Annotated in this window: 27 protein-coding genes; 7 read left to right on the top strand and 20 right to left on the bottom strand. The window is 39.0% G+C overall.

Annotated features, from left to right (window positions below; translation table 11 throughout):
• Positions 1-35 precede the first annotated feature (35 nt).
• Positions 36-173 (top strand): hypothetical protein, encoded by a 138-nt coding sequence (locus BIZ36_RS00710; RefSeq protein WP_187455932.1) that lies wholly within the window; start codon positions 36-38, stop codon positions 171-173.
• A 445-nt stretch (positions 174-618) separates the two neighbouring features.
• Entirely contained in the window at positions 619-3,174 is a 2,556-nt protein-coding gene (locus BIZ36_RS00715; protein WP_187455933.1) for a DUF1963 domain-containing protein, read from the top strand.
• Between the two features lie 15 nt (positions 3,175-3,189).
• Here the strand turns inward: BIZ36_RS00715 and BIZ36_RS00720 are convergent, their stop codons facing one another.
• Complete coding sequence (locus BIZ36_RS00720) at positions 3,190-4,188, bottom strand: M14 family metallopeptidase (RefSeq protein WP_222937116.1); 999 nt, start codon at positions 4,186-4,188, stop codon at positions 3,190-3,192.
• 256 nt (positions 4,189-4,444) lie between these two features.
• Between BIZ36_RS00720 and BIZ36_RS00725 the strand changes: the two genes are divergently transcribed.
• From BIZ36_RS00725 to BIZ36_RS00735, 3 genes are all read left to right on the top strand, one after another.
• Positions 4,445-5,020: a Crp/Fnr family transcriptional regulator gene (locus tag BIZ36_RS00725; RefSeq protein ID WP_187455935.1), complete on the top strand. Its 576-nt coding sequence runs from the start codon at positions 4,445-4,447 to the stop codon at positions 5,018-5,020.
• 65 nt (positions 5,021-5,085) lie between these two features.
• The gene (locus BIZ36_RS00730; RefSeq protein WP_187455936.1) at positions 5,086-5,535 is read left to right on the top strand and encodes a carboxymuconolactone decarboxylase family protein; all 450 of its coding nucleotides are present in this window, start codon (positions 5,086-5,088) and stop codon (positions 5,533-5,535) included.
• A gap of 216 nt (positions 5,536-5,751) precedes the next feature.
• Entirely contained in the window at positions 5,752-6,261 is a 510-nt protein-coding gene (locus BIZ36_RS00735) for a YybH family protein (protein WP_187455937.1), read from the top strand.
• A gap of 410 nt (positions 6,262-6,671) precedes the next feature.
• On the opposite strand, the gene BIZ36_RS00740 is transcribed toward BIZ36_RS00735, so the two are convergent.
• From BIZ36_RS00740 to BIZ36_RS00780, 9 genes are all read right to left on the bottom strand, one after another.
• Positions 6,672-7,148: a DUF4625 domain-containing protein gene (locus BIZ36_RS00740; RefSeq protein WP_187455938.1), complete on the bottom strand. Its 477-nt coding sequence runs from the start codon at positions 7,146-7,148 to the stop codon at positions 6,672-6,674.
• Positions 7,149-7,212: 64 nt separating this feature from the next.
• Positions 7,213-7,989, bottom strand: coding sequence for a DUF4625 domain-containing protein (locus tag BIZ36_RS00745; protein WP_187455939.1), 777 nt, complete (start codon positions 7,987-7,989; stop codon positions 7,213-7,215).
• Between the two features lie 35 nt (positions 7,990-8,024).
• The gene (locus tag BIZ36_RS00750; RefSeq protein ID WP_222937118.1) at positions 8,025-10,364 is read right to left on the bottom strand and encodes a TonB-dependent receptor; all 2,340 of its coding nucleotides are present in this window, start codon (positions 10,362-10,364) and stop codon (positions 8,025-8,027) included.
• A gap of 173 nt (positions 10,365-10,537) precedes the next feature.
• The gene (locus tag BIZ36_RS00755) at positions 10,538-10,831 is read right to left on the bottom strand and encodes a hypothetical protein (protein WP_187455941.1); all 294 of its coding nucleotides are present in this window, start codon (positions 10,829-10,831) and stop codon (positions 10,538-10,540) included.
• Positions 10,832-10,911: 80 nt separating this feature from the next.
• On the bottom strand, positions 10,912-11,349 hold the full coding sequence (locus tag BIZ36_RS00760; protein ID WP_187455942.1) for a hypothetical protein: 438 nt from the start codon (positions 11,347-11,349) through the stop codon (positions 10,912-10,914).
• On the bottom strand, positions 11,339-12,673 hold the full coding sequence (locus BIZ36_RS00765; protein WP_187455943.1) for an ABC transporter permease: 1,335 nt from the start codon (positions 12,671-12,673) through the stop codon (positions 11,339-11,341). Before BIZ36_RS00765 ends, BIZ36_RS00760 begins: the two co-directional genes overlap by 11 nt.
• A complete protein-coding gene (locus BIZ36_RS00770; protein ID WP_187455944.1) occupies positions 12,670-13,299 on the bottom strand; it encodes an ABC transporter ATP-binding protein in 630 nt (209 codons plus the stop codon). Before BIZ36_RS00770 ends, BIZ36_RS00765 begins: the two co-directional genes overlap by 4 nt.
• Positions 13,300-13,340: 41 nt before the next feature.
• Positions 13,341-13,997, bottom strand: a complete 657-nt coding sequence (gene folE, locus BIZ36_RS00775) for a GTP cyclohydrolase I FolE (protein WP_187455945.1) — start codon at positions 13,995-13,997, stop codon at positions 13,341-13,343.
• Complete coding sequence (locus tag BIZ36_RS00780) at positions 13,990-14,394, bottom strand: MerC domain-containing protein (RefSeq protein WP_187455946.1); 405 nt, start codon at positions 14,392-14,394, stop codon at positions 13,990-13,992. The genes folE and BIZ36_RS00780 overlap by 8 nt, the downstream gene beginning before the upstream one ends.
• A gap of 79 nt (positions 14,395-14,473) precedes the next feature.
• On the opposite strand from BIZ36_RS00780, the gene BIZ36_RS00785 reads away from it, so the two are divergent.
• Positions 14,474-14,854, top strand: coding sequence for a Fur family transcriptional regulator (locus BIZ36_RS00785; RefSeq protein WP_187455947.1), 381 nt, complete (start codon positions 14,474-14,476; stop codon positions 14,852-14,854).
• A gap of 236 nt (positions 14,855-15,090) precedes the next feature.
• Here BIZ36_RS00785 and BIZ36_RS00790 read toward each other — a convergent pair whose 3' ends face one another.
• The 10 genes from BIZ36_RS00790 to BIZ36_RS00835 form a co-directional block, all read right to left on the bottom strand.
• Positions 15,091-15,942 (bottom strand): AraC family transcriptional regulator, encoded by an 852-nt coding sequence (locus BIZ36_RS00790; protein ID WP_187455948.1) that lies wholly within the window; start codon positions 15,940-15,942, stop codon positions 15,091-15,093.
• 83 nt (positions 15,943-16,025) lie between these two features.
• Positions 16,026-16,781 carry an SDR family oxidoreductase gene (locus tag BIZ36_RS00795; RefSeq protein ID WP_187455949.1) on the bottom strand — a complete coding sequence of 252 codons (756 nt, stop codon included), beginning with the start codon at positions 16,779-16,781 and terminating at the stop codon, positions 16,026-16,028.
• Positions 16,782-16,933: 152 nt separating this feature from the next.
• The gene (locus BIZ36_RS00800) at positions 16,934-17,908 is read right to left on the bottom strand and encodes a TIGR03571 family LLM class oxidoreductase (protein ID WP_187455950.1); all 975 of its coding nucleotides are present in this window, start codon (positions 17,906-17,908) and stop codon (positions 16,934-16,936) included.
• A gap of 51 nt (positions 17,909-17,959) precedes the next feature.
• Complete coding sequence (locus BIZ36_RS00805) at positions 17,960-18,898, bottom strand: aldo/keto reductase (protein WP_187455951.1); 939 nt, start codon at positions 18,896-18,898, stop codon at positions 17,960-17,962.
• Between the two features lie 4 nt (positions 18,899-18,902).
• Positions 18,903-20,108: an MFS transporter gene (locus BIZ36_RS00810; RefSeq protein ID WP_187455952.1), complete on the bottom strand. Its 1,206-nt coding sequence runs from the start codon at positions 20,106-20,108 to the stop codon at positions 18,903-18,905.
• Between the two features lies 1 nt (position 20,109).
• Positions 20,110-20,862 (bottom strand): type 1 glutamine amidotransferase domain-containing protein, encoded by a 753-nt coding sequence (locus tag BIZ36_RS00815; RefSeq protein ID WP_187455953.1) that lies wholly within the window; start codon positions 20,860-20,862, stop codon positions 20,110-20,112.
• A gap of 120 nt (positions 20,863-20,982) precedes the next feature.
• The gene (locus BIZ36_RS00820; protein ID WP_187455954.1) at positions 20,983-21,555 is read right to left on the bottom strand and encodes a Crp/Fnr family transcriptional regulator; all 573 of its coding nucleotides are present in this window, start codon (positions 21,553-21,555) and stop codon (positions 20,983-20,985) included.
• 42 nt (positions 21,556-21,597) lie between these two features.
• Positions 21,598-22,362, bottom strand: a complete 765-nt coding sequence (locus tag BIZ36_RS00825) for an MBL fold metallo-hydrolase (protein WP_187455955.1) — start codon at positions 22,360-22,362, stop codon at positions 21,598-21,600.
• Between the two features lie 58 nt (positions 22,363-22,420).
• Entirely contained in the window at positions 22,421-22,996 is a 576-nt protein-coding gene (locus tag BIZ36_RS00830; RefSeq protein ID WP_187455956.1) for a Crp/Fnr family transcriptional regulator, read from the bottom strand.
• A 15-nt stretch (positions 22,997-23,011) separates the two neighbouring features.
• A complete protein-coding gene (locus BIZ36_RS00835; RefSeq protein ID WP_187455957.1) occupies positions 23,012-23,371 on the bottom strand; it encodes a winged helix-turn-helix transcriptional regulator in 360 nt (119 codons plus the stop codon).
• Between the two features lie 105 nt (positions 23,372-23,476).
• Here BIZ36_RS00835 and BIZ36_RS00840 point away from each other — a divergent pair, with 105 nt between their 5' ends.
• Positions 23,477-24,076: an NAD(P)H-dependent oxidoreductase gene (locus BIZ36_RS00840; RefSeq protein ID WP_187455958.1), complete on the top strand. Its 600-nt coding sequence runs from the start codon at positions 23,477-23,479 to the stop codon at positions 24,074-24,076.
• The last annotated feature ends 4 nt before the right edge of the window (positions 24,077-24,080 follow it).

A 24,080-nucleotide genomic window follows, 5' to 3' on the forward strand; every position in this document is an offset into this window, starting at 1 on the left:
GCTTTGGAGAAGAACAACTGATTAAAACAACAAGTTTGAAGAGTTTTAGAATAAATGAGGATAGACCCTCGCACCATATTAGAAAGTTAGCTTTAACCTATGATGTTAAATTTGAGGAAGGCGTGGGTGCCCCTACCCTAAAACTTATTGATAAGGAAATTGGTCATGGTTAATTCAATCTTTACGAGCCTTTTCCAAGAATTAACGTTAGGACCTATAATTTAAAGTTAAAAAAGGAGCTTTCCTTTTTGAGGAAAAGTCTCCTACTATAAGCTTTAACGGTGAGACTAATTTTTTCATAAGCAACTAAGATTTTTCCAGGGCATACCTTCTAGGTGAAGTTTGGCAATTCTAAATATGGGGGTTGGGGATAATTAGAAATATTCCTATCAAAATTACCTGTACGTATTCACTACTCATTAAAATGCCGAACAAATGTTTAACAAATTTGAATAAAAGTCTGATTTCTGATTCTTCCTTAATTTTTGGGAAAAATTAGGACCGACTCAAGTCGGTCTTTTTTATTTCCCGGAAATCAGGGTAAGACGGTAAGCATTTAATCTCCATTTTTGTTTTACTCTTTATTTAAAGATATTTAATACATAAATCGCTTTTCTAATGTCAAATACAGCAACTACCAACTTGTTTACCTTTTCCTATCCTGATTTTTTTGAGGTTGATGCCCAAAATAGAATAGGGTTTTGGGCCAGTGCCAAAAATGTATCTTTCCAGAACCAGTGGCCTAGTTTGCAAGTAGTGGTTTTAAAGCGGGAAGATTTAGAATCGGATACCTATACAGGTAGTACATGGCAAGAAAAATTTGAAGATTCTTGTTTGTCCCTGTATTATAAATCGGAAAAATTAGATGCGGAAGAAATGGTATTCAAAGGTTACCAAACCTACGTTTTTAGGGCACATACCGATGCTGCTTTTCAGCATACACATTTTAAGATTACTTATTTCTTTACCTGCCTGTTGTTAGACGATGAATTTTATCTCGAATTTAGGGGCATTCATGAAAAAGTTGCGGGCAATACCTTGGCCAACTGGGTAGAAGAAGCTTTTAGTTCTCTTGTAATTATTGGTGATGTAAAGGACAGGGCAGTTGCTTGGCAACAACATGTGCTGGACCAAGAAAAAGAAGAGCTAGCATTGAACCATAGTTATGAAACGGAAGAACCCGAAAAGAAAGTCTTTACGCCTCAGATGCCAGCAAATGGATTGGAATACCTAAAAATTGGCGATTTTACCTTCGAATTTATTCCAGACGAGTGCAAGGCCAGTATTCCAGATTTTTCAAGAATGCTTGTGGTAGACCTAGCGGCAAAAACCAAAGAACATAAAGAAGCCATCAAAACACAATTGCTAGACGATTATCCTGGCGATGGTAAAATAACCCTACAAATTCCTGCTAAAGGCATCTATGAAAATGGGGTGCCCACAGGTAAAATAGTATTTGAAGAGGGTAAGACCAATGCACCACTTTTCTTGCATACCAGATTTCAGGGTTTTGATTATCGTTTGGATTTTAATGGTACGGTTGAATTTAAAGAAGGCTGGTTATTGGTGTCTGGCGAAATGACCAAAAGCTATCACAACAAGGTTTTTCCTATACATCTAGCGAAGAAAATTTCTATTGAAAACCTAGATTGGAGCAACTACCAATTTACTTCTTTAGAAGAGTTGCAAACGGGAAAACCCGAAAATGTGCGGCATATAGCTTTAGAAAACCCTGATTTTTTATCCTTGCCAAAGCAGTTTTTTACCTTTAAAAATCTTGAAAGTTTAAGTATTTCTCAACGGTCGCAATATTATGAAAAGCAGAAATTACCCCTAAGCGAAATACCGGAAGAAATTGGAGCGTTTACGGCATTAAAGCGGTTTCATCTAAATGGTGCTTCCGTAAAAGAAATACCAACACAAATGGGGGATTTGAAAAACCTAGAACACTTGAGTATTAACAACTGCTTGCTGACCAACCTGCCAGATGGTGTTTTTAATTTGCCTAAGCTTAGCTATTTGTTCATGGCCAAAAACCAAATACAGGCCATACCAACCAACATACAATTGCCAGCGCTTACGCATATTGGCTTGGAACACAATTTGCTAAAGACCTTACCAGAAAGTTTGGCCCATCAACCTAAATTAAAAGATATTAAACTAGATGGGAACCCAATAGAAATGTTGCCGGAAGCCTTTAATGCAATAGAAAATATTGAATTAAACATAGCCGATAAAAAACGTTTACTAAATTTTGAATATCTAGGAGCAGATGGTAGGGGTTTGGCGCCTTGGAACGATTTAGCCTATTGGTCTGTATACGACTTGGATTTAATACCAGAGGTGTATAGCGCAATAGAAAAGAATAAACTAAATACCTATAAAACCCCCTTGGCGCATTTGGTTAAAAAAGCAATTGGATTTACCCATACCCAGAAAGAGGATTACAAAGAAATTGGTAACCATAGGTTTGGCGGCATGCCAGATTTACCCATACGTATTCCGTATCCTAGGTTTGGACAAAATTGGAGAGCGCAGAAGCTAGATTATGTCTATGAATTTATAGGGCAAGTAAACTGTGAGGCAATTGCGCACCTACAAGACTATTTGCCCAGAACAGGCAGCTTGTTCTTTTTTCTAGAAACCATGCACAACATTTATGGGGGAGATAAGCATCCTGGCAAGGTAATTTACGTGGCAAATAATAAAGAATTAGCCTCAGGAAACCGATTTCAATTTGAGGAAGATGATTATTTTGAAATGATAGGAACCGCCTACCAAGCTTTCAAGGTTGATGCTAAAATAATGAACAGTGCACCTAGTTTGTATGCCAGTTATGTAAATACCCATCTGTTTAAAGGCCCTTCTGAAAGTTTAAAAGATGAGGAAGATTTGCTAGACGATTTGTATGATACTTTTGAAAAACCATTAAATGAGCTAAATACCTATAACTATGCTATGAACAACCATGGCTTTACCCAGCACCAAGCACCAGAACTACAGGCTTCTTTGGCCCTAAAAGGAAATCCGGAAGACTGGGTAATTTTACTTACCGCAACCTCTTCTGGAGACATGCAATGGGGAGATGCCGGGGATATTTTTTACGTTATCCATAAAAGTGATTTGGCCAAGCAAGATTTTAGCAAGGTGTTCGTAACGTTGGAGAGTAGTTAAAATAGCCTAAGGGAATTATTCCGGTGCCCCAATACAAAACAAGGTATCATCTTTGTTTACCGGAGGTGTCCCCACCATATAAAGAACCACCCCAGTGCCGGAAGCTTTTATAGTTTTAATGATTGCACCAAATTCATCGGTGATATACCCAATATCTTGCCCCTCTTGTACAAAATCACCAGCCTTTATATCACTATAAAAAATGCCTTTTGTTGACGCTTTGATATATCCTTGGTCATTGTATTTCTTCAATTCAGAAGGTAAATCTAACTTTGTTCTGTACATCTGAAGTCCGTTCATCACATTATAGATTCCATTTTTGTTCAAGGCAACCGCATCCGCTTGTACATTTCCTAATTTACCGGCTTCAAAACTCAATCCCACCTTCCCATCTTGGACGGCCTGCTTAAAGGCATATTTCGCAGGTTCAGTATCCTTTAAAGTGTAATCATAAGAGACAATGTTGGAAAATCCACTGGTTTCCGATAATTTTTTCGCCATGGCTGTTGCTTTCGGTTGACCTTGATGATTATAGTAACAGACGAAGGGTATTAGGTCTTCACTTGCATCACCACCATGGATATCCAAAAACACATCGGTCAAGGGTATAATATTCTTGGTAATATAATGCGCAACTTGCTGAGTGACCGTTCCTTTCTCTTTTCCGGGAAATGCATTGTTCAAATTGACCCCGTCATTGGGATTAATAAAAACCGAACGTCCGTAAAAAGCAGCAGTACTACTGATTGGAATTACAATAAGACTTCCTTTTAAGTCCATCGGACGAATTTCTCCAAGAAACTCTTGAACCGCCATAATTGGGGGATACTCATAGCCATGAACACCTGCCAATATAGTTAAAACCTTACCTTTCTCTTTTCCCTTGATAATAACAACGGGTAATTCCGCAGAGTTACTTAAACTATCATTAAAGGATGCCTTAAACTTTAATAAAGAGCCCGCTTTGGTTTCTTCAAACTTATCTTTAAATGATTCTTGACCTATTGCTCCCATCGTTAGGAAGAAAAATAAAACAAGTACCCTCGAATGTACCCTCATCACCTATATATTTAAATTTCGTGTAAGCCTCAAATTCAGTAAAAGCCTAGCAAACCGTAAAATTAAAGAGAATCGATCAAAAATGATTTTAAGTAGTTGCTAATTTGAGATTATAATTTATCCAATTCTAGATAACGAACACTCGGAATTTGTATTAAAAACCAAACTATAATTAGTTTTGCAAACCTGTCTTGAATTCTAAAGTTTGTCCATGAAAGCACTTCAAAATCATATCGCAAAGTATATTGATATTAACGTAGATGAATTTGAAGAGTTATTCTATTATTTCAAGGTTATTCATATTAGGAAAAAAGACCATTTAGATATACACCTTCGTCCTGTATTTCAGTATAATTACTTTGTTATCAAAGGATGTTTACATATGTATTTCTTGACAGAAAAAGGTGACCAACAATCTGTTCAGTTTGCCATTGAGAATTGGTGGGTCAACGATCCCTTGAGTCTATATCATCAAAAAGAAAGTGAATTTCAATTACAAGCAGTTGAGGAAAGCACAGTTTTGGCTATATCCCAAAGTGACCAAGAATTACTCTTAGCAGAACTACCAAAAATGGAGCGTTATTTTAAGGTGATGAACCAAATAGGATTCGGAGCCGCCCTGCACCGTATAAAATATATGTATGAAGCCTCAAAGGCAGCAAGATACTTTCAGTTTGTGGAAAGATATCCACAGTTCGCCCAACGGGTGCCCCAATATTTAATTGCTTCCTTCCTAGGTTTAACGCCTGAGTACGTAAGTGAAATTAGAGCGAAAAGTCGTTCTTAAACCAGCTTAAGAAGATGTGATTTTTGCCTCTATACATTTGTATCAAATCAAAAAAATGATATAAAATGGAACAGAGACTTAACATCTATGAAACTCAACCCGAAGCATTTAATGGCATGTTCGCTTTGGAAAAATTCTTGACTGAAGGTCCCCTCAACAAGAAGCAGATTTCACTCATTAAAATGAGGGCCTCACAAATAAATGGATGTGCCTATTGCCTAGAAATGCACTCCAAAGAAGCTCTAAAAGCCGGTGAATGCCCAGAAAGACTACACATTCTAACTGCTTGGAAAGACTCCAATCAATTTACCAATGACGAAAAAGTACTTTTAAGGATGACCGAAGAAATAACCAACATTCAAGAAAGTGGACTTACTGATGAGACCTATCAAATGGCCACAGAATTATTTGATACTGCAAGTCTCATCTCTATCATCATGGCAATTGCAACCATAAATTCCTGGAACCGAATCGCCATCAGTACACGGTTGGCATTTAACAATTCCGTTATATAAATTAAATAGCTTTAAACGAGAATTTAGATTGATTTTAGGCCTAATCCCATTACCACTTCTATTTCGCAATAACCGTTCTATTTGTATCACTTTTTGGTACAAAACTTACATGGCTTATCCTAACAAGCCTCTAGTTTTACATTGTTGCAACTAGTTATATGGAAACATGTTTTCGAAGATTTCAAAGTCAATTATTTACTAATAAAATAAAACATTATGAACACTAGAAACATATACAAGTTACTCATCATATTTTCCCTATTACTAATGGGATGCAATGATGGGGAGGATGATCAAGTTGAGAATACTGAGCTAGAAGATTTAATCAATACGGATTATCCGGAGAAGAAACAGGAAGTGATAGAAACTTGGGACGCTATCGAGCAAAGCCTTAGAGAAGGTGACATTGATAAGCTTATTTCATTTCACGGATACAGTCCCAAGTTTACGGAGTATAAGAACGGAGAAGCAGTAAATGGTGCCGAAGCCAATGAAACTTTTGAACGCAATACCTTTGGGGCCGTTACCGAGGTTGTAAAGTTTGACACCGAAGATTTTAAGGTTTCCATTTATGGAGATGTCGCCAATGTGACTTTTCAGACCGACTTCCATTTAAAATTTGGTGATAATTTGGTCATAATAAATGAACAGACCACTCTGTTATTTGTAAAAACCAACGATGGTTGGAAAATTGTTCATGAGCACCATTCTCCTTGGGCTCCATAACGAAAAATATTAGTGAAGCTTGATGTATAAAGTATTGATGGGGCCATATTCTTGTAATTAGTTCTTTGAAAATAGAAGCGCATTTATACTTCCCACTGGTTATATGAGCAAACAAGTCCGGTTGTACCGGTCTTGTTTGTTTCAAAAATTTAAGACCATTTTTGAATTTACCTAGTACAAAACAAACTACTCCTTAACTGTCCAAACATTACTTCATCCTTTTTAGATTTTTCCTGAGTTAAAAAGCATCCAATATAATAGGTTTAAAAATCATTTTAAGCAAGTAAGTTCTTGGTATAACTTTGATAACATCAATATAACAATGAGAAGATAATGGTACACTTTTTAAATTATTCTATCAAAGTTTCTTTTTCATATTTAACCTAGATGAAAATTGAATACCCTAAAAATTATTCCACAATTTTAATATCTATGGAGGTCCTACTTTGCCAGCCTGTTTCATCTGTTATAGAGTACGCACAATGATAATCACCCGTATCAATGTCCTCGGGTATGGTTATCTCAATGGCAATCTCATACTCCTGAACCCCGCCTTCTATGGTATAGTTTTCCATAAAAATCCATGGATTCACTGATGATTTTAAGGGCAATAGTTCACAATCTCCTATCTGATCATCGTGGGTATGATGGTCAAAATTATGATGCGGATCAAGGCTATAGGATGCTAAGGCTTCATTGTCCGTTACCCTGGCCCTAAATGTATTGGTCTCCCCTCTTTGTAGTTCTTCACAACCCTGTGGAAATCCATTGGCATAATCAATACTAATAGTTGGCCTTTCCTCATCCTTTGATGATGAATCATCCGATGAACAAGCAAAAATTAATAGAAAAGAGGCCAGGAATAAAGTTTTTTGTAATGTTTTCATTTATTCTGTTTTTAGTTATCATAACCCCACTATCTTTCCATTTAGATAATGGGGCTTTTTTAACTTATGCAGTTACATCAATATGGGTATCTATCATTTTGGTATTTCCATCTTCATCCTCAATGGTTATCAGCATATGGTATTCACCTGCAAGTGCCGTTGCGGGTACATCTATATGCTTATGAAATTCAGCGGAAGTCTCTTCATGAAGACCTTCTTCATAAACTTCTTCAAAATCCCACTCTTCTTCCCCTTCTGCCAATTCAAGATCATGTGCGTGAATGTCTACGGTAACATTATGAATTCCATTAACGGCTTCAATCATGAACTCCACGTGAAAATCACTTCCGCGGGCAACGGTTTCATCAATAGACATGTCACTCACCGTAATGGGGTCCATAATTTCAATTTCCCCTTCCACCTCTGTACTATTACCATTCTCATCGGTTACGGTTAGGGTAATGTGATATTCACCGGCAGGAGCTGTGGCTGGTATGTCTACATGCTCATGGAATTCAGGGTTGATTACCAAATAAGAGGCATTGGAAAAGGTCTGTTCAAAATCCCATTCTTCTTCACCTTCTCCCACTTCCAAATCGTGTCCGTGAATATCCAGGGTAATGGAAGCCACAGTTGCCTCAGCCGTTATTTCAGCCTCCAAATGAATATCACTTCCTTTATAAGCCACGGATTCCCCTCCGTGGGTACTTCCTTCTCCAAATTCAAAATTGGTAATGGCAGGTGCAGCCAATTGAATGTCTCCATCATCGTCACTACTACAGGAATGCAGGGTAATTGCGACAAATGCAATTAGCGCTAATTGTTTTAAACGTGTTTTCATAAAATAAGAATTTGTGTTTGTAAATAAATGATTAATTAAAGGTTCAAGGTGATTGAAACGGAAAGGTTACGGCCTGACTCGGGCACATCTATGAGCCTGTAAAAACTGGTGTGGTCGTAATATTCCGTATTGAAAATATTATTGAGCTTTATCCTGAAAAGAGCCGGATTTCCGTTTTTAAAAAGGTTTATTTTGCCCATGCCGGATAAATTGATTACTTGGTAGCCCTGGGTTACCTCCTCTGGTGGCACGATTTCACTCTGTGTGGCGGCTATCCGCAAATCGGCATTCAGATGTAAGTCTTTAAAAAAGCTAAAATCGCCCATGGAGTAATTGGCCGATACCATTCCAATTAGTGGTGGGGAAAAAGGGATGGTGAAACCCTCCTTTGGACCACTATTCTGTCTTGAAAAAACATACTCCGTAGAGCCAGTCATATGTAAATTAGAGGTAACATCCACTCCCAGATGGACTTCCCCCCCTACCCTAAATATTTTGGCCTGCGTATATTCGTAAATTTGTAAGGTCTCCTTATAGTCCGAAGTAGGGTTGAGATATATGTAATTATCAAAAAAGTTCACAAAAGGGCTAATTCCAACAGAATAACCACTGGCTACATGAGACACCTCTACATCCATCTGATAGGAAGCCTCTGGATTTAAATTTATATTTCCCCTTTCATACCTGTACATATGGTAATTGACACCATCCGAAGCAAGTTCATGTGCCAAAGGCATTCTAAAGCTTTTACCGGCATTTATTTTATAAGTAGTATTGCCATGAATGTAACTTAGACCTAAAGAGCCGCTAAAACTTCCAAAGTTCAAGGAGGTATCGCTTGCACGTTGAAGGTATATATTGGAGGTACTTCCATCTGCATTGTCCACCGGAGATTGAAACCAGTCATAATGGTTTTTGGTCCTTAGCCAGCCTAGATCATAACGCAATCCTCCTTTCAAATGCAAGTTTTCGTTCCATTCAAAATGGTCAAAAACATATACGCCACCAGTAAAACGATCATATGCAGGAATTAAAAATCCCCATCCGCCAATATTGTTGTTTTGAAATTCTGAATTAACTCCTAGAGATAGGGTGTGGCCACCCATCGTTTTGTACATATCCCGAACATTGGCTGTGTAGGTGTTTTTGGTAAATATACGCTCACGACTATCCGGTGGTGTAGGCATATATCCGTGGGGTACAGGCTCTGATTGTTCCTCCCTTTGATTGTTTTGAAATCCTAAATCAAACTGAAAAGTGTGATCACCTAAATATGCGGTTGTATTATGGGTAACTTTAAAGTGGTTCACCTTATGAAACGGTAGGTCTACATCTCTACTAGAAGCATCATAATCAATTCTGGACAAACGCACCTCCAACCCATGTGCGTTGGCAAAAAAACCGTTCTTTGCATTTACATTACTAACAAAAGTCTCTGACTTAAAGTTTTCCCCTATAAATCCAATGCTAAAACTACCATTTGCCTCTTGCCCCGCTGTATTTCTTAGATTATTTTCATATAGTTCAAAAATGTAATTTTCATAGTTGATACGTTCTGTAGGTACTTTAAAATCTGCATAATCCCTATAAGTTAAACGAGCCCTGTAGTACCATTTTTCCTTCCGACTTTGAATTCCTGCGGAAAGAGCCAAGAGGTCATTATTGGTTTCGCCCAATAGATTTACCTCCCCACTAAAAGAATTGATTTCAGGGACTTTTGGAGGCAGAATATCAACGACACCGGCAATAGCATCAGACCCGTACATAAGGGACGCGGGACCCTTAATTATTCTAATATCCTCCAAGCCGTATTGGTCAATTTCCAGACCATGGTCACTACCCCATTGTTGTGCTTCATGCTTGATTCCGTTTTGAACCACACTCACCCGATTAAAACCAAGTCCCCTTATGGTAGGCTTTGATTGACCGGAACCAATGGTCATGGTACTTACACCTGGGATTTTCCTTAAAGTCTGCATCAAACTATTTTCTCTATTGGCGTGCAAGAACTCCTCATCTATTTCAACGGATACGGTTGCCGTTTCCTGCGCTTCGCGCTGTTCTGTCTTTCCCCTTACGGTTACCTCGTCCAACTCTGTATTGGATGGTCTCAATAAAATGTTCCAAGTGGTGGTATCTTTCCCTGAAAGTTGTACTTGGGTGCTAGCATAACCAATATGTGATACTTCTACCATTTCCGAGTTTTTTATTTGAAGTGAGAATTCCCCCATTTCGTTTGAAACAGCATAATCATATTTTCCTATAATGGTAACCCCGGCAAGGGGTGTCATGGACAATGAATCCATTACCTTTCCCCTAATTTTTAGGGGTTCTTGTGCAAAAGCATACATGCCATAGCAAATGCTAAGCAGCATACAGAGCTTTTTAAAAGCCATACTCTTAAAATAAAATGTAGACTGTACCCTGAGAGTTATGGGTACAGGTTGTGATTTAGTAACTCACATAAAGCATTGGAATAGCCTCAACGTATCAACCATTGGGATATAGGTTGACCGCAGACTGTAAAATCCAATATGTTCAGAGGGTACTAGAGTAAGGGTGGAGGTCGTGAAAATTGGTCATATGAAAAGTAACCAACACTATGATTGGAAGCAAACCAAAATTGGATTTTCTCCTGAAACGGAATCTCTGGATTTTCCAAAGAGATCACGGCCGTATTTGTTGGTACAACAGGTGTATGTTGATTTAATATCAAAACATGGCAGATATCGCAATCTTCCATGGAGGCTCCATCATCATGGGCAAACACGTGAAGACTGCCCAATTCCATCATTAGGAAAAAGGCTAGAAACAAATAGGAAATTGCTCTTCTTGTCTTCATTTTCATATTTAGGTATTATACCTTATTATTCTTTTCTTACTAAAGCTTTTAAGGATTTGCTAAAGTTAGTTCGAAATCAATCATTTTAATTTAAAACCGGAACAATCCGTAAGGATGTAGTTAAAATGCTCAATATCATCCTTATTAAGTTTGAGTTTACCGGTTATCAATACAATATCATCTGTCTGAAAATCTGGTTTAGCATCAAATTGTATTTCAATGGCCGTCTCTGGTCCCCCATTTCCACAAAAAAAACAGGATGCCAGAGGATTCTTGGAAAGTATAAATAATTGTCCGTTGGGGTCCATATCCAGAAAGTAACCCGCAATGGTTACCTCTTTGTCTTCCAAGTTGGTAATTTCTTTACTAAATTCCGGATATAGAAAATTTGAATCATAGGCGGCAAAATACTTTTCCGTATAGCTGATCTTTGCCAAATCTTCCCATGTGAGGTCCACTTGTGCAAACAACCCACCTGTGGTTACCATAAACAACAAACAAAGAAGCCTATTTTTCATCACTTATAATTTTTGAAATATTCATGTGCAACAAAGGTACAATCGCCATAAAAATGGACAGAATGGAAGTGACAAAGACAATCACAAGGGTCCGGACCATCTGCATTGTTGGAAATGTTAGTTGTATCTCTTGCTGAAACTGTACCTTAAATATGCCTATAATCAGTTGTAATCCTAGTTGTGAGAATACAAAACCAAAAAAAATGGAGATCAACACCATTAGAAGACCTTCAAATGTTATAATTCCGAACAATTGTAAGTTGCTGGCACCATAGGTACGCATTAAGGCCAAATCAAAGGCTCTTTCCCGTACCATTTTATAAAGAGCTATAAAAATGGTCAAACAGGATATAAGCAATATAATGTAGGCTATCCAAGAAACGACCTTGACCCCAACACCCGTGAATTTAAATAGACGGTCCAATTCAAATTTGGGCAGAGCTGCCTGCATTTCTGTATTTTCATTGATGTTTCTGGACATGGCTATGTAGCCCATAGGATTTCTAAAAGAAACCAAAAGAGAAGTAACCTCCTTGTCCAAGTTTTCATTCTTATCTACAGGGACATGTCCGTCAGGCTTTTCAATTTTATCACCATGATGTTCATCATGATGGTGCCCTTCTTCATCATGTTCAAAATAATTGTGTCCTTCGTGATCATGTTCTTCGTGTATATGGCTTTCTCCTTGATCATCATTTTTTTCATGACCATGAGAATGTACCTCCCATATACTTTCAAGTGGGGTCATAATTAACCTATCTATGACTTTATAGGTAGGTTTAAATATGCCAACAACCGTAAATTCTTGATCATGCTCTTCTATAGTATTCTCGGTAAGCCCATGTGAACTTACAAAAGTATCACCCAGCTTCAGGTTAAGTTTTTGGGCCACCTCGTACCCTAGAACGGCCTCCATACTGGTCTTCGCTTCCCTGCCTTCTAAAATTTCGGCATCAAAAAGACTCCCGTAGTCTTTACTGGAACCCACTATCCTGTAGCCTTTAAAATTATCCCCGTAGGAAATAGGTACCACACTTTTTACCATTGGGTTTTTTGCCAGCTTATTTGCTTGAGCATAGGGAATGTTTCCCGTAGGATTATCGATATGCAAAACCGAGGATAGAACCAGTTGCAAAGGACTTCCCTTGGCTCCAATGACCATATCTACTTTTCCCAAGCCATTTTCGAATTGGTTTTTGACCGAAGCATCGAGTTGTTGAACACACAGCAATAAACCTATACTTATGGCCAATGAAAAAATAGCCAAAAAAGCGTATAGTGGTTTGTGAAGTAGATTTCGAAGGCTAATTTTCCAATTATTCATAACGTAATAATGTTATTAAACATTGGCTTTATTCTATGGTCGTGGGTAATAACCATTAAGTTGGCACCATTATTCTTAGCCTGTTCCTGTACTAGCTGCATGACCAATTCACAATTTTTATCATCCAAGCTGGAAGTAGGTTCATCCGCCAATATCAATTGAGGTTGGTGTACCACAGCAAGTGCTATGCCCAGTCTTTGCAGTTGACCTTCGCTCAACTGATTTATTCTTTTATCAATGCATTCCTTAATATCCAGTTGGTGCAATAAATTTTCGATACGCCCAATATCCATAGATTTTTTGGCAAAAAACAAACGAGCTTTTAAATTCTCAAGTACGTTAAAGGAACGGATAGCGTGGTTATTCTGAAAAACAAGGCCTATTTCCTTTCCTCTAAATTGGTCTAGTTTTCTACTGGATAAATCACTTAAGTTAGTTTTTCCTATGGAGATTTCACCGTGCTGGGACCTTAACAATCCAGCAATTAAATGTAATAAGGTAGTTTTTCCCACACCGGATTTTCCCAAGACAAGTAAATGCTCATGAGCACCTAACTCAATATCCGGAAAATGCAGAATTTGTGTATGCGAGGTGTATTGATATGCCAGATTCCTGATTTGAATCATAAGAGGAATTACATAAAGTGTTTTAGTTCTAAAAAGTGATTTTATTTTTTTTGGACAATATTAAAAAATTCTTTCCTCTTAGTCTCTTCCTCAAAACAACCTCCATACTCCAATGTAGTGGTAAAACTGTCCTTATCCTTGATTCCTCTGGAAGAAACACAAAGGTGTTTGGCCGAAATCATGACGATTACATCATCGGTCTTAAGGACCGACTGTAAATCCTTTAAAATCTGAAGAGATAGTCTTTCCTGAACTTGAGGACGGTGGGCGTAATAATCCACCAACCTATTTATTTTAGAGAGGCCCACTACCCTATCCTTAGGTACGTAGGCAATGTGGGCATGCCCGGTAATGGGCAAAAAATGATGTTCGCAAGAAGAATCAATGGTGATATTCTGCTCCACCAACATTTTCTGGTAACCATACTTATTTTCAAAAACGGAAAGCTTTGGTTTGTTCTTTGGGTCAAGACCGTAAAACAACTCCTTCACATACATTTTAGCGAAACGATATGGGGTTCCGGACAAACTATCGTCCGTAAGGTCCAGACCTAGTTCCTCCATTATCTTGCCAAAATGAAATTGGATGTTTTCGATTTTTTCGTCATCGCTTTTATCAAATGCTGTAGCCAACATGGGCGTATCAACACTTGTAGCAACGTGATTATCTCCTAAAAGGTCTATTTTTTCCTTATCCATTGACAGAACAGCAATTATCAGTTTTACACTTACAAAACTTTCTATTATACAGGTGAAGGACTACCAAGGAAATGGAAGCAATGAACACGAACGTTTCCGGAACATGAAAAATTTCCAACTTTTCATTGATCAACAAAACCACGAGTGCCATCCAACTGAACCACATGCCGAATTTGATAAAGGTTGAACCTGTTGTTCTTGTCGATTGAAATACGGCCAAAAATGAGATGACCAGAAAAATATAGTCAAATTGCTTCCACCAAAATGGGGCCATACTCTCACAATCCCCAATACATGTGGGCAAAACAAATAGCAAAGGTGTTGCCACGCAATGCACCAAGCACAGACCACTGGCAAAAGCTCCCCATACATCCGGCTTCTTTAAAAGTAAATTCATAACAAATCTTTAATGCAACTCAGTTGCAAAAATAAAATTAAAAATTGTTATTGCAACCATATTGCGCTAATTTTGTGATATGGGAGTCATTAGAAATACTAAGTCCGTTCAATTGGTCACAGAGTTTTTTAACAGCACCAAAGAAGCTATTGGCGTTGTTGATTTAGTAGAAAAATTTAGTGAACAAATGAACAAGTCTACTATTTATAGAATATTGGACCGTTTGGAAGACGAAGGTAAAGTACATGCCTTTTTAGGCGTTAACGGTTTAAAGCATTATGCCAAATGTAAAGACTGTTCCCATACGGAACATGTAGACGTACATCCGCATTTTCAGTGTACCACTTGCGGAAAGGTAGAGTGTGTATCCTACGAAATATCTATACCTAAACTGCCAAATAAGAACATTGCGCAAGCCCAATTGCTTCTAACGGGTACTTGTGAGCGTTGCACATCTTAAGGTAACTATTTTACCTGTCACTCAGCTGATTCGTTTATTTATTAGTATAGGGAAATCACTTTGCCCTCATAGATTATGAGGTCTAAATAAACAAAATAATAGGTGTGGGCAGATACCGTTGAAACCATTTTTTTCCATTCCGATGGTGCAAATTGGTTACCTAAATAAGGTGAAATATTATAAAGAATAAAAGCTAGATTAAATTCTTAAGTTAGAGCCCAGTCCGTAACTATAAATCACTTTCTATACTCCGAAGGCGTTACCCCCGTATGCTTTTTAAACAATCGGGAAAAGTAGGTAGGATATTCAAACCCAAGATGATATCCAATCTCCGCAATGGATTTGTCAATGCCCTGTAATTGACGTTTGGCTTCGGCTATGATCTTTTCCTGTATTAGTTCGGATGCCGTTTTACCGGTATGGTGCTTAATCAAATCTCCAAAATAGTTTACGGACAGGTTTAGTTTTTCAGCAAAATAATTTACAGAAGGCAATTGGGTATTACCGTCCGCATAATATTTGTTTAGCTCCTTTTTAAAGTCCACCACTACTTTATTGTACAAGGGTTGCCGGGTTTCAAACTGTCTTTTATAGCATTTGCCAATATAGGTGAAAATGAGGTTGCTGTAGGCAATTAGCAAATCCATCTCGTAGTTGTCCTTTTTGTATTCCGTTAAAATTTGTTCATAAAGGGTTTCTAACTGTTGCTGCTCATCTTCGGTAAGAAACAAAGCCTCTCCTATCTCATACTGAAAAAAGCTAAAATCAATGTTGTATTCCTGTAAGAGCACAGGAGAAATGAGCATATGGTAGCCCTTCCAAGGTTCGGTGGCATCCCATTCAAAAACTTGGTTCGGTTTTACAAAATATAGGAAAGCTGCATCCCTATCGAATTCCGTACTACCAAAACAGTGCAGACCGGTCACATTACGTTTAAAGGCCATCATGTACCAATCTGTGCTGATGGGTTCACTTTTTAGACGTAGATTTTGGAACTCATCATACTTTACCACATCTATTAGGTCCTTTTTTGGAGCCATATACCCAACATACCGATTGAATTCCTTTAAACTTTTAAAATGCGTCATCCTTTTTAAACTAAAATAGACTGTAATGCTATATATAGCACTACAGTCTACAATTCTTACTTAAACTTACAGCTAAGATTATTTTAGAAATCCTGCGCTGTTGGCCTTAATATAATTTCGTTCACGTCTACATCTGCTGGTTGCTCAATGGCAAAAGCTATAGTTCTAGCTACGGAATCTGAAGGAATGGCCAAATTATTATAGAACTCTCCTACATTTTCCAAACTCTCTTTATGCGAGCTGCCATGTTTTAATTCAGAATCAACGGCACCTGGCTCAATGGAGGTAGTCCTAATTTTACCTCCCACTTCGTGGCGCAACCCCTCCGAAATGGCACGTACAGCAAACTTGGTTCCACTATATACAGTACCTCCCGGACTAAAGACCTTTACTCCTGCTACAGAAGATAGGTTAATGATGTGACCGGACCCTTGCTTTTGGAAAATTGGCAGAGCAGCTGCTACCCCGTACAACACCCCTTTTATATTAATATCGATCATACGGTCCCACTCATCCACCTTCACCTCGCTCATGGGTGCTATAGCCATCAAACCAGCGTTGTTGACCATTACGTCAATTTTACCAAATTCACTTACCGCCTTGTCCACCAAAGCTTGTACATCTTCTTTTTTGGTCACATCTGTTGCAATGTATGCCGCCTTACCTTCGTTTTTGGAATTGATTTCTTCCGAAATGTTCTGTAAACGATCTTCTCTTCTGGCACCTAATACAACGTGTGCCCCTTTGGCTGCTAAATGACGTGCGGTAGCTTCACCTAACCCACTACTGGCACCTGTAATTACTACTACTTTTCCTTTAATATTATTTTCTAAACTCATAAGATGTTCTTGATTTATTTACTTTAAACGTAGGTACAAAGGTAAGGGCAGGCGGTAGTGTCGGACTGACACAAAAAAGGGAAATAATGAAACAAATCACGGATTAAGAATTATTTAGGATTTTGTTCGACCGCCCTATACTCCTTGACCCCTTACACCAAAACACCGTTAAATAACGGCAACACTTTTTCCGCTATTTTATCCAATGCTTCCTTAACTGGTGTATCTGATTTTCGCAAGTGCAACGCCATGTGGTTTACCCCTGCTTCTTCATACCGTTGTAGTAATTCCGTAAGCTTGTTTACCCCTATGGCACCTCCAAACCGATGTGGTCTAAAGTCGGCATTGTCGTCTGTAAGTAGGTTTAAATGAAAGGCAGAAATATAGGGTTTGCAGGCTTGGTCGTTATCGTATAAGGCTTCGCACCACTTCTTTTGCTGCAAATAGGTTTCTTCCGGTGTTCTGGGATAATTGAACCACCCATTCGCTTCTTTTGCAATCCAATCTATGGACTGTCCCGAGTGGCCGGCAACCACCAATGGAATTGGGTTCTGGGGTTTGGGATAGACATCCACACCCGGGTTTAAAAAAGGATAAAAATCGGTTAAATCGCTCTCCAATTTCCAAGCCTCTTGCATAATTTTTAAATGCTCCCGAAACAAATTGGGGCGTTCCTCATAAGCTATGTTATACATAGGAAATTCCACGGGCCTGTCCCCTAGCCCTAAACCCAACAGCAACCTACCCTTGCTTAAATTTTCAATAGTTGCGGCGGCTTTTGCCAAATGTATGGGTTGATGTAAGGGTGAAACGATAGCCGCCGTTCCCAACAATATATGCTGGGTAGCCGCGGATAAATAACCCAAATAACCGATAGTATCGAACAACTGGGCGCCATCCCCAAAATTGGGATCGTAAACCGGTACTTCCCGCACCCAAACCGATGCAAAACCAGCAGCATCTGCCTGTTGTACCAACTCCAAATGATTTGACATATCCGGAATACCGAAAGGCCTTCCCGTCTCTCTTCGTTTTTTATCCCCTGCCAAGGACCAATCGTTATCGAGCGGAAACTCTATTCCCAAGGTCATTTTACCGGGTCGGTAAAGTTTATCAAAATTTTTCATAGCAATTTTTTTGGTAAGTCAAGGGCCGCAGAACGACCCCTGACTTTTTAATTAAGCGTTCCAGATTTCCTCCGCAGTATACGGGCCGCCTTCAACTTCCCAGAATTTTGCATCCACAAAACGATGGTCTTTGTTAAGGCCCGCGATCTTCTCCATATCCAAAGCGCTCAATTCAAATTTTAGGGTATCCAAATTTTCTTGTAATCGGGATACATTGGTGGACTTTGGTATGACCGAAATACCGCGTTGTATGCCCCATTTTAAGGCTAATTGCGCCACTGTCTTACCATGGGCCTGGGCAATTTCCAGAAGCACCCCATTTTTAAAAAGGTTAAGGGCATCATCTTCTGCCCCGCCAGAACCAATTGGTGCGTAAGCCGTTAGGTGAATACCCACTTGTTTACAGAAATCTACCAAGGTATCTTGCTGCAAAAACGGGTGTACCTCAATTTGGTTGACTTCTGGTTTCTGTTTTGCCGTTTCTAAAAGAGCTTTCAAATATTGGGTATTGAAATTACTGACACCGATATGCTTGACTAGTCCTTTTTCCAAAGCTGCTTCCATACCGGCCCATGTATCGGTCAATGGCACTTCTTTCAAAGGAATGAATTGATCTGCCTTCTCTGGCATTTCAACTCCTTTTTTAAAGGCTACCGGCCAATGAACCAAATAGAGGTCCAAATAATCCAACTGTAGGTCGTTAAGCGTTTCTATCAAGGCTGGTTCTACATTGTCCTTTCCGTGAGAATCACTCCAAAGCTTGGAGGTAATCCACAGTTCCTCCCTGGTTACCACACCAGAATCAATGGCTTCGGCAATCGCCTTGCCCACTTCTTTTTCGTTTCCGTAGGCTGCTGCACAGTCTATGTGCCTGTACCCCATTTTTAAGGCTTCCAAAACAGCGGTATAAACCGCTTTAGGTTCAGAACGAAAGGTTCCAAGCCCTAAAATGGGCATTTGATCCTTATGTTTAAATGATAATGTATGCATCTGTTTATAATTTTTCTTTTTTATATAAAGCCAGTGTAAGTATAAAGCCTACCACCACAAGTATACTCCCTACCCATGGCGTTGCTGCTACGCCTAGTGTAGATTCCACTATTAATCCGCCAACATAGGCCCCAATGGCGATTCCCACGTTAAAAGCGGCAATGTTCAAGGCCGAGGCTACATCTTCTGTGCCCGGCAGGTATTTTTCTGCCATTTTAACCACATACAATTGCAGTGCGGGTACGTTGGAAAATGCCAAGATTCCCATAAAAAACAATGTTACTATGGACCAAATAGAACTGCTTGCCGTAAAGTATAGTACCACCAATACCACGGCTTGCAAAGCGAACATGACCATTAAGGCTTTTCCCGGGGTTTTGTTGGAAACCTTACCCCCAATAATATTGCCCAAGGCAATGGCTATACCGTAGACCAATAGTAGAACACTGGTCATACTTGCGGAAAATCCGGTAACTTCTTCCAACAAAGGCGCCAAGTAGGTAAAGGTTACAAACGTACCGCCATAACCAAGGGCCGTAATGCCCAACACCAACAGAATAGAAGGGTTTTTGAGTACTTTTAGCTGATCTACCAAACGTAAAGGCGGTGATTTTTTAATATTTGAAGGAACCAAAAAGTAACTGGCCAAGGCCCCGATAACTCCTAAAATGGCAACGCCCACAAAAGTGGCACGCCACCCAAAGTTTTGGCCAATGTACGTACCCAAAGGCACGCCCGTAACAATAGCTACCGTAAGCCCGGCGAACATTATGGAAATAGCAGAAGCCCTTTTATCTTCTGGTACCAGACTGGCCGCTATAGTAGAGCCAATGGAGAAAAAGACCCCATGTGCGAACCCGGTTAAAATGCGTGCCAATATTAACAAGGTAAAACTAGGCGCAATGGTGGCCAATCCGTTGCCGACAATAAATAACAGCATAATACCGATCAATAACCGTTTGCGTGCTATTTTACTGGTCAAAGCCGTTAAGACAGGTGCACCAATGGCAACTCCCAAGGCGTACAAACTCACTAACAATCCCGCTGAGGAAATAGAGGTGTTTAAATCGTTGGCTACCGTGGGCAACAAGCCCACAATAACAAACTCTGTAGTTCCAATACCAAAGGCACTAATGGTCAATGCCCATAAGGCCGCTGGTAGACTTTTCTTTTCGGTCTTTGCGTTTAAAACTGCTGAATCAGTAGCCATCTTAGTACGTTGCTTTAACCAGTTCCACAATCTTTTGGGCCGCTAATTTGGCAGAAGCAGGGTTCTGACCGGTAACCAAACGCTGGTCCACACTTACTTTTTCTTGCCACATACCAGCTTTGTCAATGGTTGCTCCATGTGCTTCCAATTTTGATTCCAAAAGAAAAGGAACCACATTTTCCAAGCCTACATTGGCTTCTTCTTCATTGGTAAAAACGCTTAGTGTTTTACCGTTTACCAAATAGGCACCATTGGACAATTGAATATTCACCAATGCGGAAGGTCCGTGACATACGGCCGCCACTATACCATCATTCTCATAAATACTGGCTGCTATTTTGGCCAACTTCTTATGGTTAGGAAAGTCCCACATGGTACCGTGACCACCGGCATAGTAGATTACATCATAATCCCTTCCCTTGATTTTTGAAGGCTTTAGGGTGTTTTTTAGCTTTTGTTGAAAAGTGGTGTCGTTCCAGTATTTTTTATTCACCGGATCTTCTAAATCAAAACCATCTACCGGAGGGTTCCCTCCTTCTGGGCTTACCAAGGTAATGTCGAAATTATTCTCCTCAAAAACTTCGTAGGCATGGGTTACCTCACTTAGGTAATAACCCGTTTCCTTACCCGTATCTCCTAATTCTTGATGACTGGACAGCACCATTAAGACCCTTGTAGACTCATTATGATGTTGTGCTGTTCCAAATAGGGCAAATAGTAGCATTGCCACTGTTGTGTTAATTCTTGTTTTCATTTTCTTTATCTTAAATTTTATGGGACAAAGGTGTATGAAAACGAAAGGCTGTGCGAGGAGCTATATCACCATTTTAAGGTGAGATAACACAACCCATAAAAGTGATATACATCACAAAATCTAATTTTTAAAACGGCTCAAAGTTTCCCTGGAAACGCCTAGGTAGGCGGCAATCAGTTTTTTAGGAACCCGCTGTAATAATTTGGGCAGTTTGTTCAGTAATTCATCGTACCGTTCTTCTGCAGATAAAGTTAAAAGGGACAGAATACGCTGTTGCAAGTTGATAAAGCCGTTGTTGGACTTAATACGATAAAAATTAGCAATGGCGGGTATTTGCTGGCATATGGATTCCCTACTTTCTAAGGACAGGCAAAAGAATTCGGAATCTTCTATACAATCCACAAAGATGGTGGCCGGTAATTGGTGTTGAAAAGCGAAATAGTCGCTAACCCAGTATTGCTCCATACCAAACTGTAAAATGTGTTCGTTTCCCTTTTGGTCTATAGCATACGATTTTACCAAACCATTGACAATCCAAAACTCACATTCTACTGGCTGACCTGTTTGGATTAGAAATTGGTGCTTTTTTAAATTACGATACTCAAAATGAGGCGCTATTTGCTCCCATTCCGCATCCGTTAGGTCAACGATTTCCTCAAAATGTTGTCTTAAGAGGCCATAATTTTCTTGCACGCCAAATTTGTTTTAAGAAGTACAAAGGTAAAATAGTAAATGTTAAAACAACATAACTTCGCCATCATTGGGAACCAAAGTATTTTTAATATCTCTTTTTACAATTTCCATGTTCAGTTCTTCACGAGTGGTCGGGCAATGATTTACTGCTTCCAAATGGTTGGCAATAACTTTGCCGGGTGCATCTGTGCAAAACTGCAAAACATCTTCCTTGGTCATTAAAAGCGGTTTAAAAACATCTAACTGAGCAGAACCCGCTGCAACCACGCTTACGTCTGGCTTATAATCTGATAATACTTTTTTAACCGCATCGGTGTAGATGGTATCCGAACTTAGGTAAACCGATTTTTCCTTCGGTAAACGAAGCATGTACCCCATTACGTTACCCATGGGCCTCGCCACAAAACCATAACCATGTCTGGCAGGTATTCCTTCTAAAGTGCCGTCTAAAAAAGTAGCCTCCTTCCAATAGTCAACTACCGTTTGCACGTTTAATCCGCGTTTTAGCAATTCCTTTTCATCTTTAACGCTACAGCTAACTGGTATGTCGTGCTTTTTTAAGAAAGCTTCGCCTGCTTTATCTAAATGGTCCGGATGCAAATGGGTTAGGATACAATGTGTAGTTTTAGCCAATACATCTTCCGCATTTTGCGGCAAGCCTACTATGGGATTTCGCTGTGGTTTAAATCGGAACAGGGTAAACGTAGGACCAGCGGTACCTTTACCACCCAACATGGGATCAACCAATATAAATTTATCCTGTACTTCAATAATCAGGGTTGCGTTACGTATCTGATGTATTTTCATTCGCCAAAATTTAAAGTACAAATTTCAGTAAGCCAAATGGACTGTACATTGATTCAAATCAAGAAATACGCTTTCGGATGCGGCTCAGGGTTTCTGGAGTAATATTTAGATAAGATGCTATATGGTATTGTGGAATTTTTTGCAGCCAGTTAGGTTTGTAGATGAGTAATTCTTGGTAAAGCTCTTCTGGCGTTTTGGTCATACGATTGTATTCCAGTAGCTCCTTTTGACGTAACAAACGTTGAAAGGAAAGGTCTATAAAAGATTTTCCACATTCATATTTCGCCAAGAGTTCTTGAAATTTAGTTTTTTCGATTTGAAGCAGTTCCACATCGGTCAACGCTTCTTGATTTTTTTTAGTGGGATGATTGTTGTTAAAGGCAGATAAATCCGTTATAAATTGTGGTTTTGTATAAAAATTGATGTTGGTTTCTTTATCGGCAGTGGCATAATACTCCCTAATAATTCCCTTGTTTAGAAACCGCAAGTGGGTAATGTTTTCATCAGCTTTTTGCAATAAACTGCCTTTGGGCAGGAAAACCGAAGTATGTAAATCTAGCAGCTCTTTTAAGCCATCGTGATTTAACGGATATTCAGTTTCAAAAAATCGTGAAATCTGTTCTAAATCATGCATCCCCTTCTACTATGATTACAAAGTTACAATTCTACACTTTTCAAATTCAAGAGAATCATAATTGGTCACCGTCCACTCACTTAATTGCTTTAAAATAGGCAACAAGGCTTCTCCTTTTTTAGAGAGGGAATATTCCACACGAGGTGGTATCTCGGGGTATTTTTCACGAATAATCAAGCCATCTTTCTCCAGTTCCCGCAATTGGTCTGTCAAAACTTTTTTGGAAATAGTAGGTGTAAACAACAAAAGCTTTCCAAATCTTAAGCTTCCGTTCGCCAACAGATAGATTAAAATGGGTTTCCATTTGCTGCCTATCACATTCATAGCATGCACCAAGGAACACATATTAGGATTGTCAATCACTTTTCTACTCATAAGTTACATTTTAGTTACCACTAATTACAGGAGTAATACCCTAAAAGGTTTCAAAACTAAACTATTAATAGTTTCTTTGCAATACTATTTTAAATTAAAGTCAAAATGAAAAATGTTTTAGCTATAAATGCGCATCAATTTTACCCTTTTTCGGAAGGCAAACTAAACCAAAGTTTAACAGAAAAGGCTATCAAGCAATTAGCGGATGCCGGTTTTGAGGTAAAAACCACGATTACCAATAATGGTGATGGTTTTAGCGTAGAGGAAGAGATTGAAAAACTGAAGTGGGCCAATATTGTTTTCCTGCAAATGCCCTTGAATTGGATGGGAGTGCCCTGGTCCTTTAAAAAATATATGGACGAGGTTTTCTCCGTTGGAATGATGGGTAGTTTGTCACAAGGAGATGGTAGAACTAAAGAGGCCCCGAAGAAAAATTATGGCTTGGGCGGTTTGCTAAAAGGCAAGTACATGATATCCGTTACCGCTAATGCCCCAAAAGAATCCTTTAATAATACCAACGAAAAATTCTTTAACGGATTGAGCGAAGATGAGCTATTGGCACCCATGCATCTTAATTTTAAATGGTTTGGACTGGAACCTTTGGAAACATTCTTCGCTTACGATGTAATGAAAAACCCAGAGATTGAAAACGATTTTATCCGCTTTGAAAAGCACATCAAAGAAGAATTAGTTGATAAAGTATAACAAC

The sequence above is a fragment of the Cytophaga sp. FL35 genome (assembly GCF_014349235.1).
Classification (GTDB): domain Bacteria; phylum Bacteroidota; class Bacteroidia; order Flavobacteriales; family Flavobacteriaceae; genus Euzebyella.

Bases quoted from the DNA above. Each gene is read 5' to 3' on its own strand.
- BIZ36_RS00715 (WP_187455933.1), top strand. From the start codon at position 619: ATGTCAAATACAGCAACTACCAACTTGTTTACCTTTTCCTATCCTGAT.
- BIZ36_RS00720 (WP_222937116.1), bottom strand. From the start codon at position 4,188: ATGGGAGCAATAGGTCAAGAATCATTTAAAGATAAGTTTGAAGAAACC.
- BIZ36_RS00725 (WP_187455935.1), top strand. From the start codon at position 4,445: ATGAAAGCACTTCAAAATCATATCGCAAAGTATATTGATATTAACGTA.
- BIZ36_RS00730 (WP_187455936.1), top strand. From the start codon at position 5,086: ATGGAACAGAGACTTAACATCTATGAAACTCAACCCGAAGCATTTAAT.
- BIZ36_RS00735 (WP_187455937.1), top strand. From the start codon at position 5,752: ATGAACACTAGAAACATATACAAGTTACTCATCATATTTTCCCTATTA.
- BIZ36_RS00740 (WP_187455938.1), bottom strand. From the start codon at position 7,148: ATGAAAACATTACAAAAAACTTTATTCCTGGCCTCTTTTCTATTAATT.
- BIZ36_RS00745 (WP_187455939.1), bottom strand. From the start codon at position 7,989: ATGAAAACACGTTTAAAACAATTAGCGCTAATTGCATTTGTCGCAATT.
- BIZ36_RS00750 (WP_222937118.1), bottom strand. From the start codon at position 10,364: ATGCTGCTTAGCATTTGCTATGGCATGTATGCTTTTGCACAAGAACCC.
- BIZ36_RS00755 (WP_187455941.1), bottom strand. From the start codon at position 10,831: ATGAAGACAAGAAGAGCAATTTCCTATTTGTTTCTAGCCTTTTTCCTA.
- BIZ36_RS00760 (WP_187455942.1), bottom strand. From the start codon at position 11,349: ATGAAAAATAGGCTTCTTTGTTTGTTGTTTATGGTAACCACAGGTGGG.
- BIZ36_RS00765 (WP_187455943.1), bottom strand. From the start codon at position 12,673: ATGAATAATTGGAAAATTAGCCTTCGAAATCTACTTCACAAACCACTA.
- BIZ36_RS00770 (WP_187455944.1), bottom strand. From the start codon at position 13,299: ATGATTCAAATCAGGAATCTGGCATATCAATACACCTCGCATACACAA.
- folE (WP_187455945.1), bottom strand. From the start codon at position 13,997: ATGGATAAGGAAAAAATAGACCTTTTAGGAGATAATCACGTTGCTACA.
- BIZ36_RS00780 (WP_187455946.1), bottom strand. From the start codon at position 14,394: ATGAATTTACTTTTAAAGAAGCCGGATGTATGGGGAGCTTTTGCCAGT.
- BIZ36_RS00785 (WP_187455947.1), top strand. From the start codon at position 14,474: ATGGGAGTCATTAGAAATACTAAGTCCGTTCAATTGGTCACAGAGTTT.
- BIZ36_RS00790 (WP_187455948.1), bottom strand. From the start codon at position 15,942: ATGACGCATTTTAAAAGTTTAAAGGAATTCAATCGGTATGTTGGGTAT.
- BIZ36_RS00795 (WP_187455949.1), bottom strand. From the start codon at position 16,781: ATGAGTTTAGAAAATAATATTAAAGGAAAAGTAGTAGTAATTACAGGT.
- BIZ36_RS00800 (WP_187455950.1), bottom strand. From the start codon at position 17,908: ATGAAAAATTTTGATAAACTTTACCGACCCGGTAAAATGACCTTGGGA.
- BIZ36_RS00805 (WP_187455951.1), bottom strand. From the start codon at position 18,898: ATGCATACATTATCATTTAAACATAAGGATCAAATGCCCATTTTAGGG.
- BIZ36_RS00810 (WP_187455952.1), bottom strand. From the start codon at position 20,108: ATGGCTACTGATTCAGCAGTTTTAAACGCAAAGACCGAAAAGAAAAGT.
- BIZ36_RS00815 (WP_187455953.1), bottom strand. From the start codon at position 20,862: ATGAAAACAAGAATTAACACAACAGTGGCAATGCTACTATTTGCCCTA.
- BIZ36_RS00825 (WP_187455955.1), bottom strand. From the start codon at position 22,362: ATGAAAATACATCAGATACGTAACGCAACCCTGATTATTGAAGTACAG.
- BIZ36_RS00830 (WP_187455956.1), bottom strand. From the start codon at position 22,996: ATGCATGATTTAGAACAGATTTCACGATTTTTTGAAACTGAATATCCG.
- BIZ36_RS00835 (WP_187455957.1), bottom strand. From the start codon at position 23,371: ATGAGTAGAAAAGTGATTGACAATCCTAATATGTGTTCCTTGGTGCAT.
- BIZ36_RS00840 (WP_187455958.1), top strand. From the start codon at position 23,477: ATGAAAAATGTTTTAGCTATAAATGCGCATCAATTTTACCCTTTTTCG.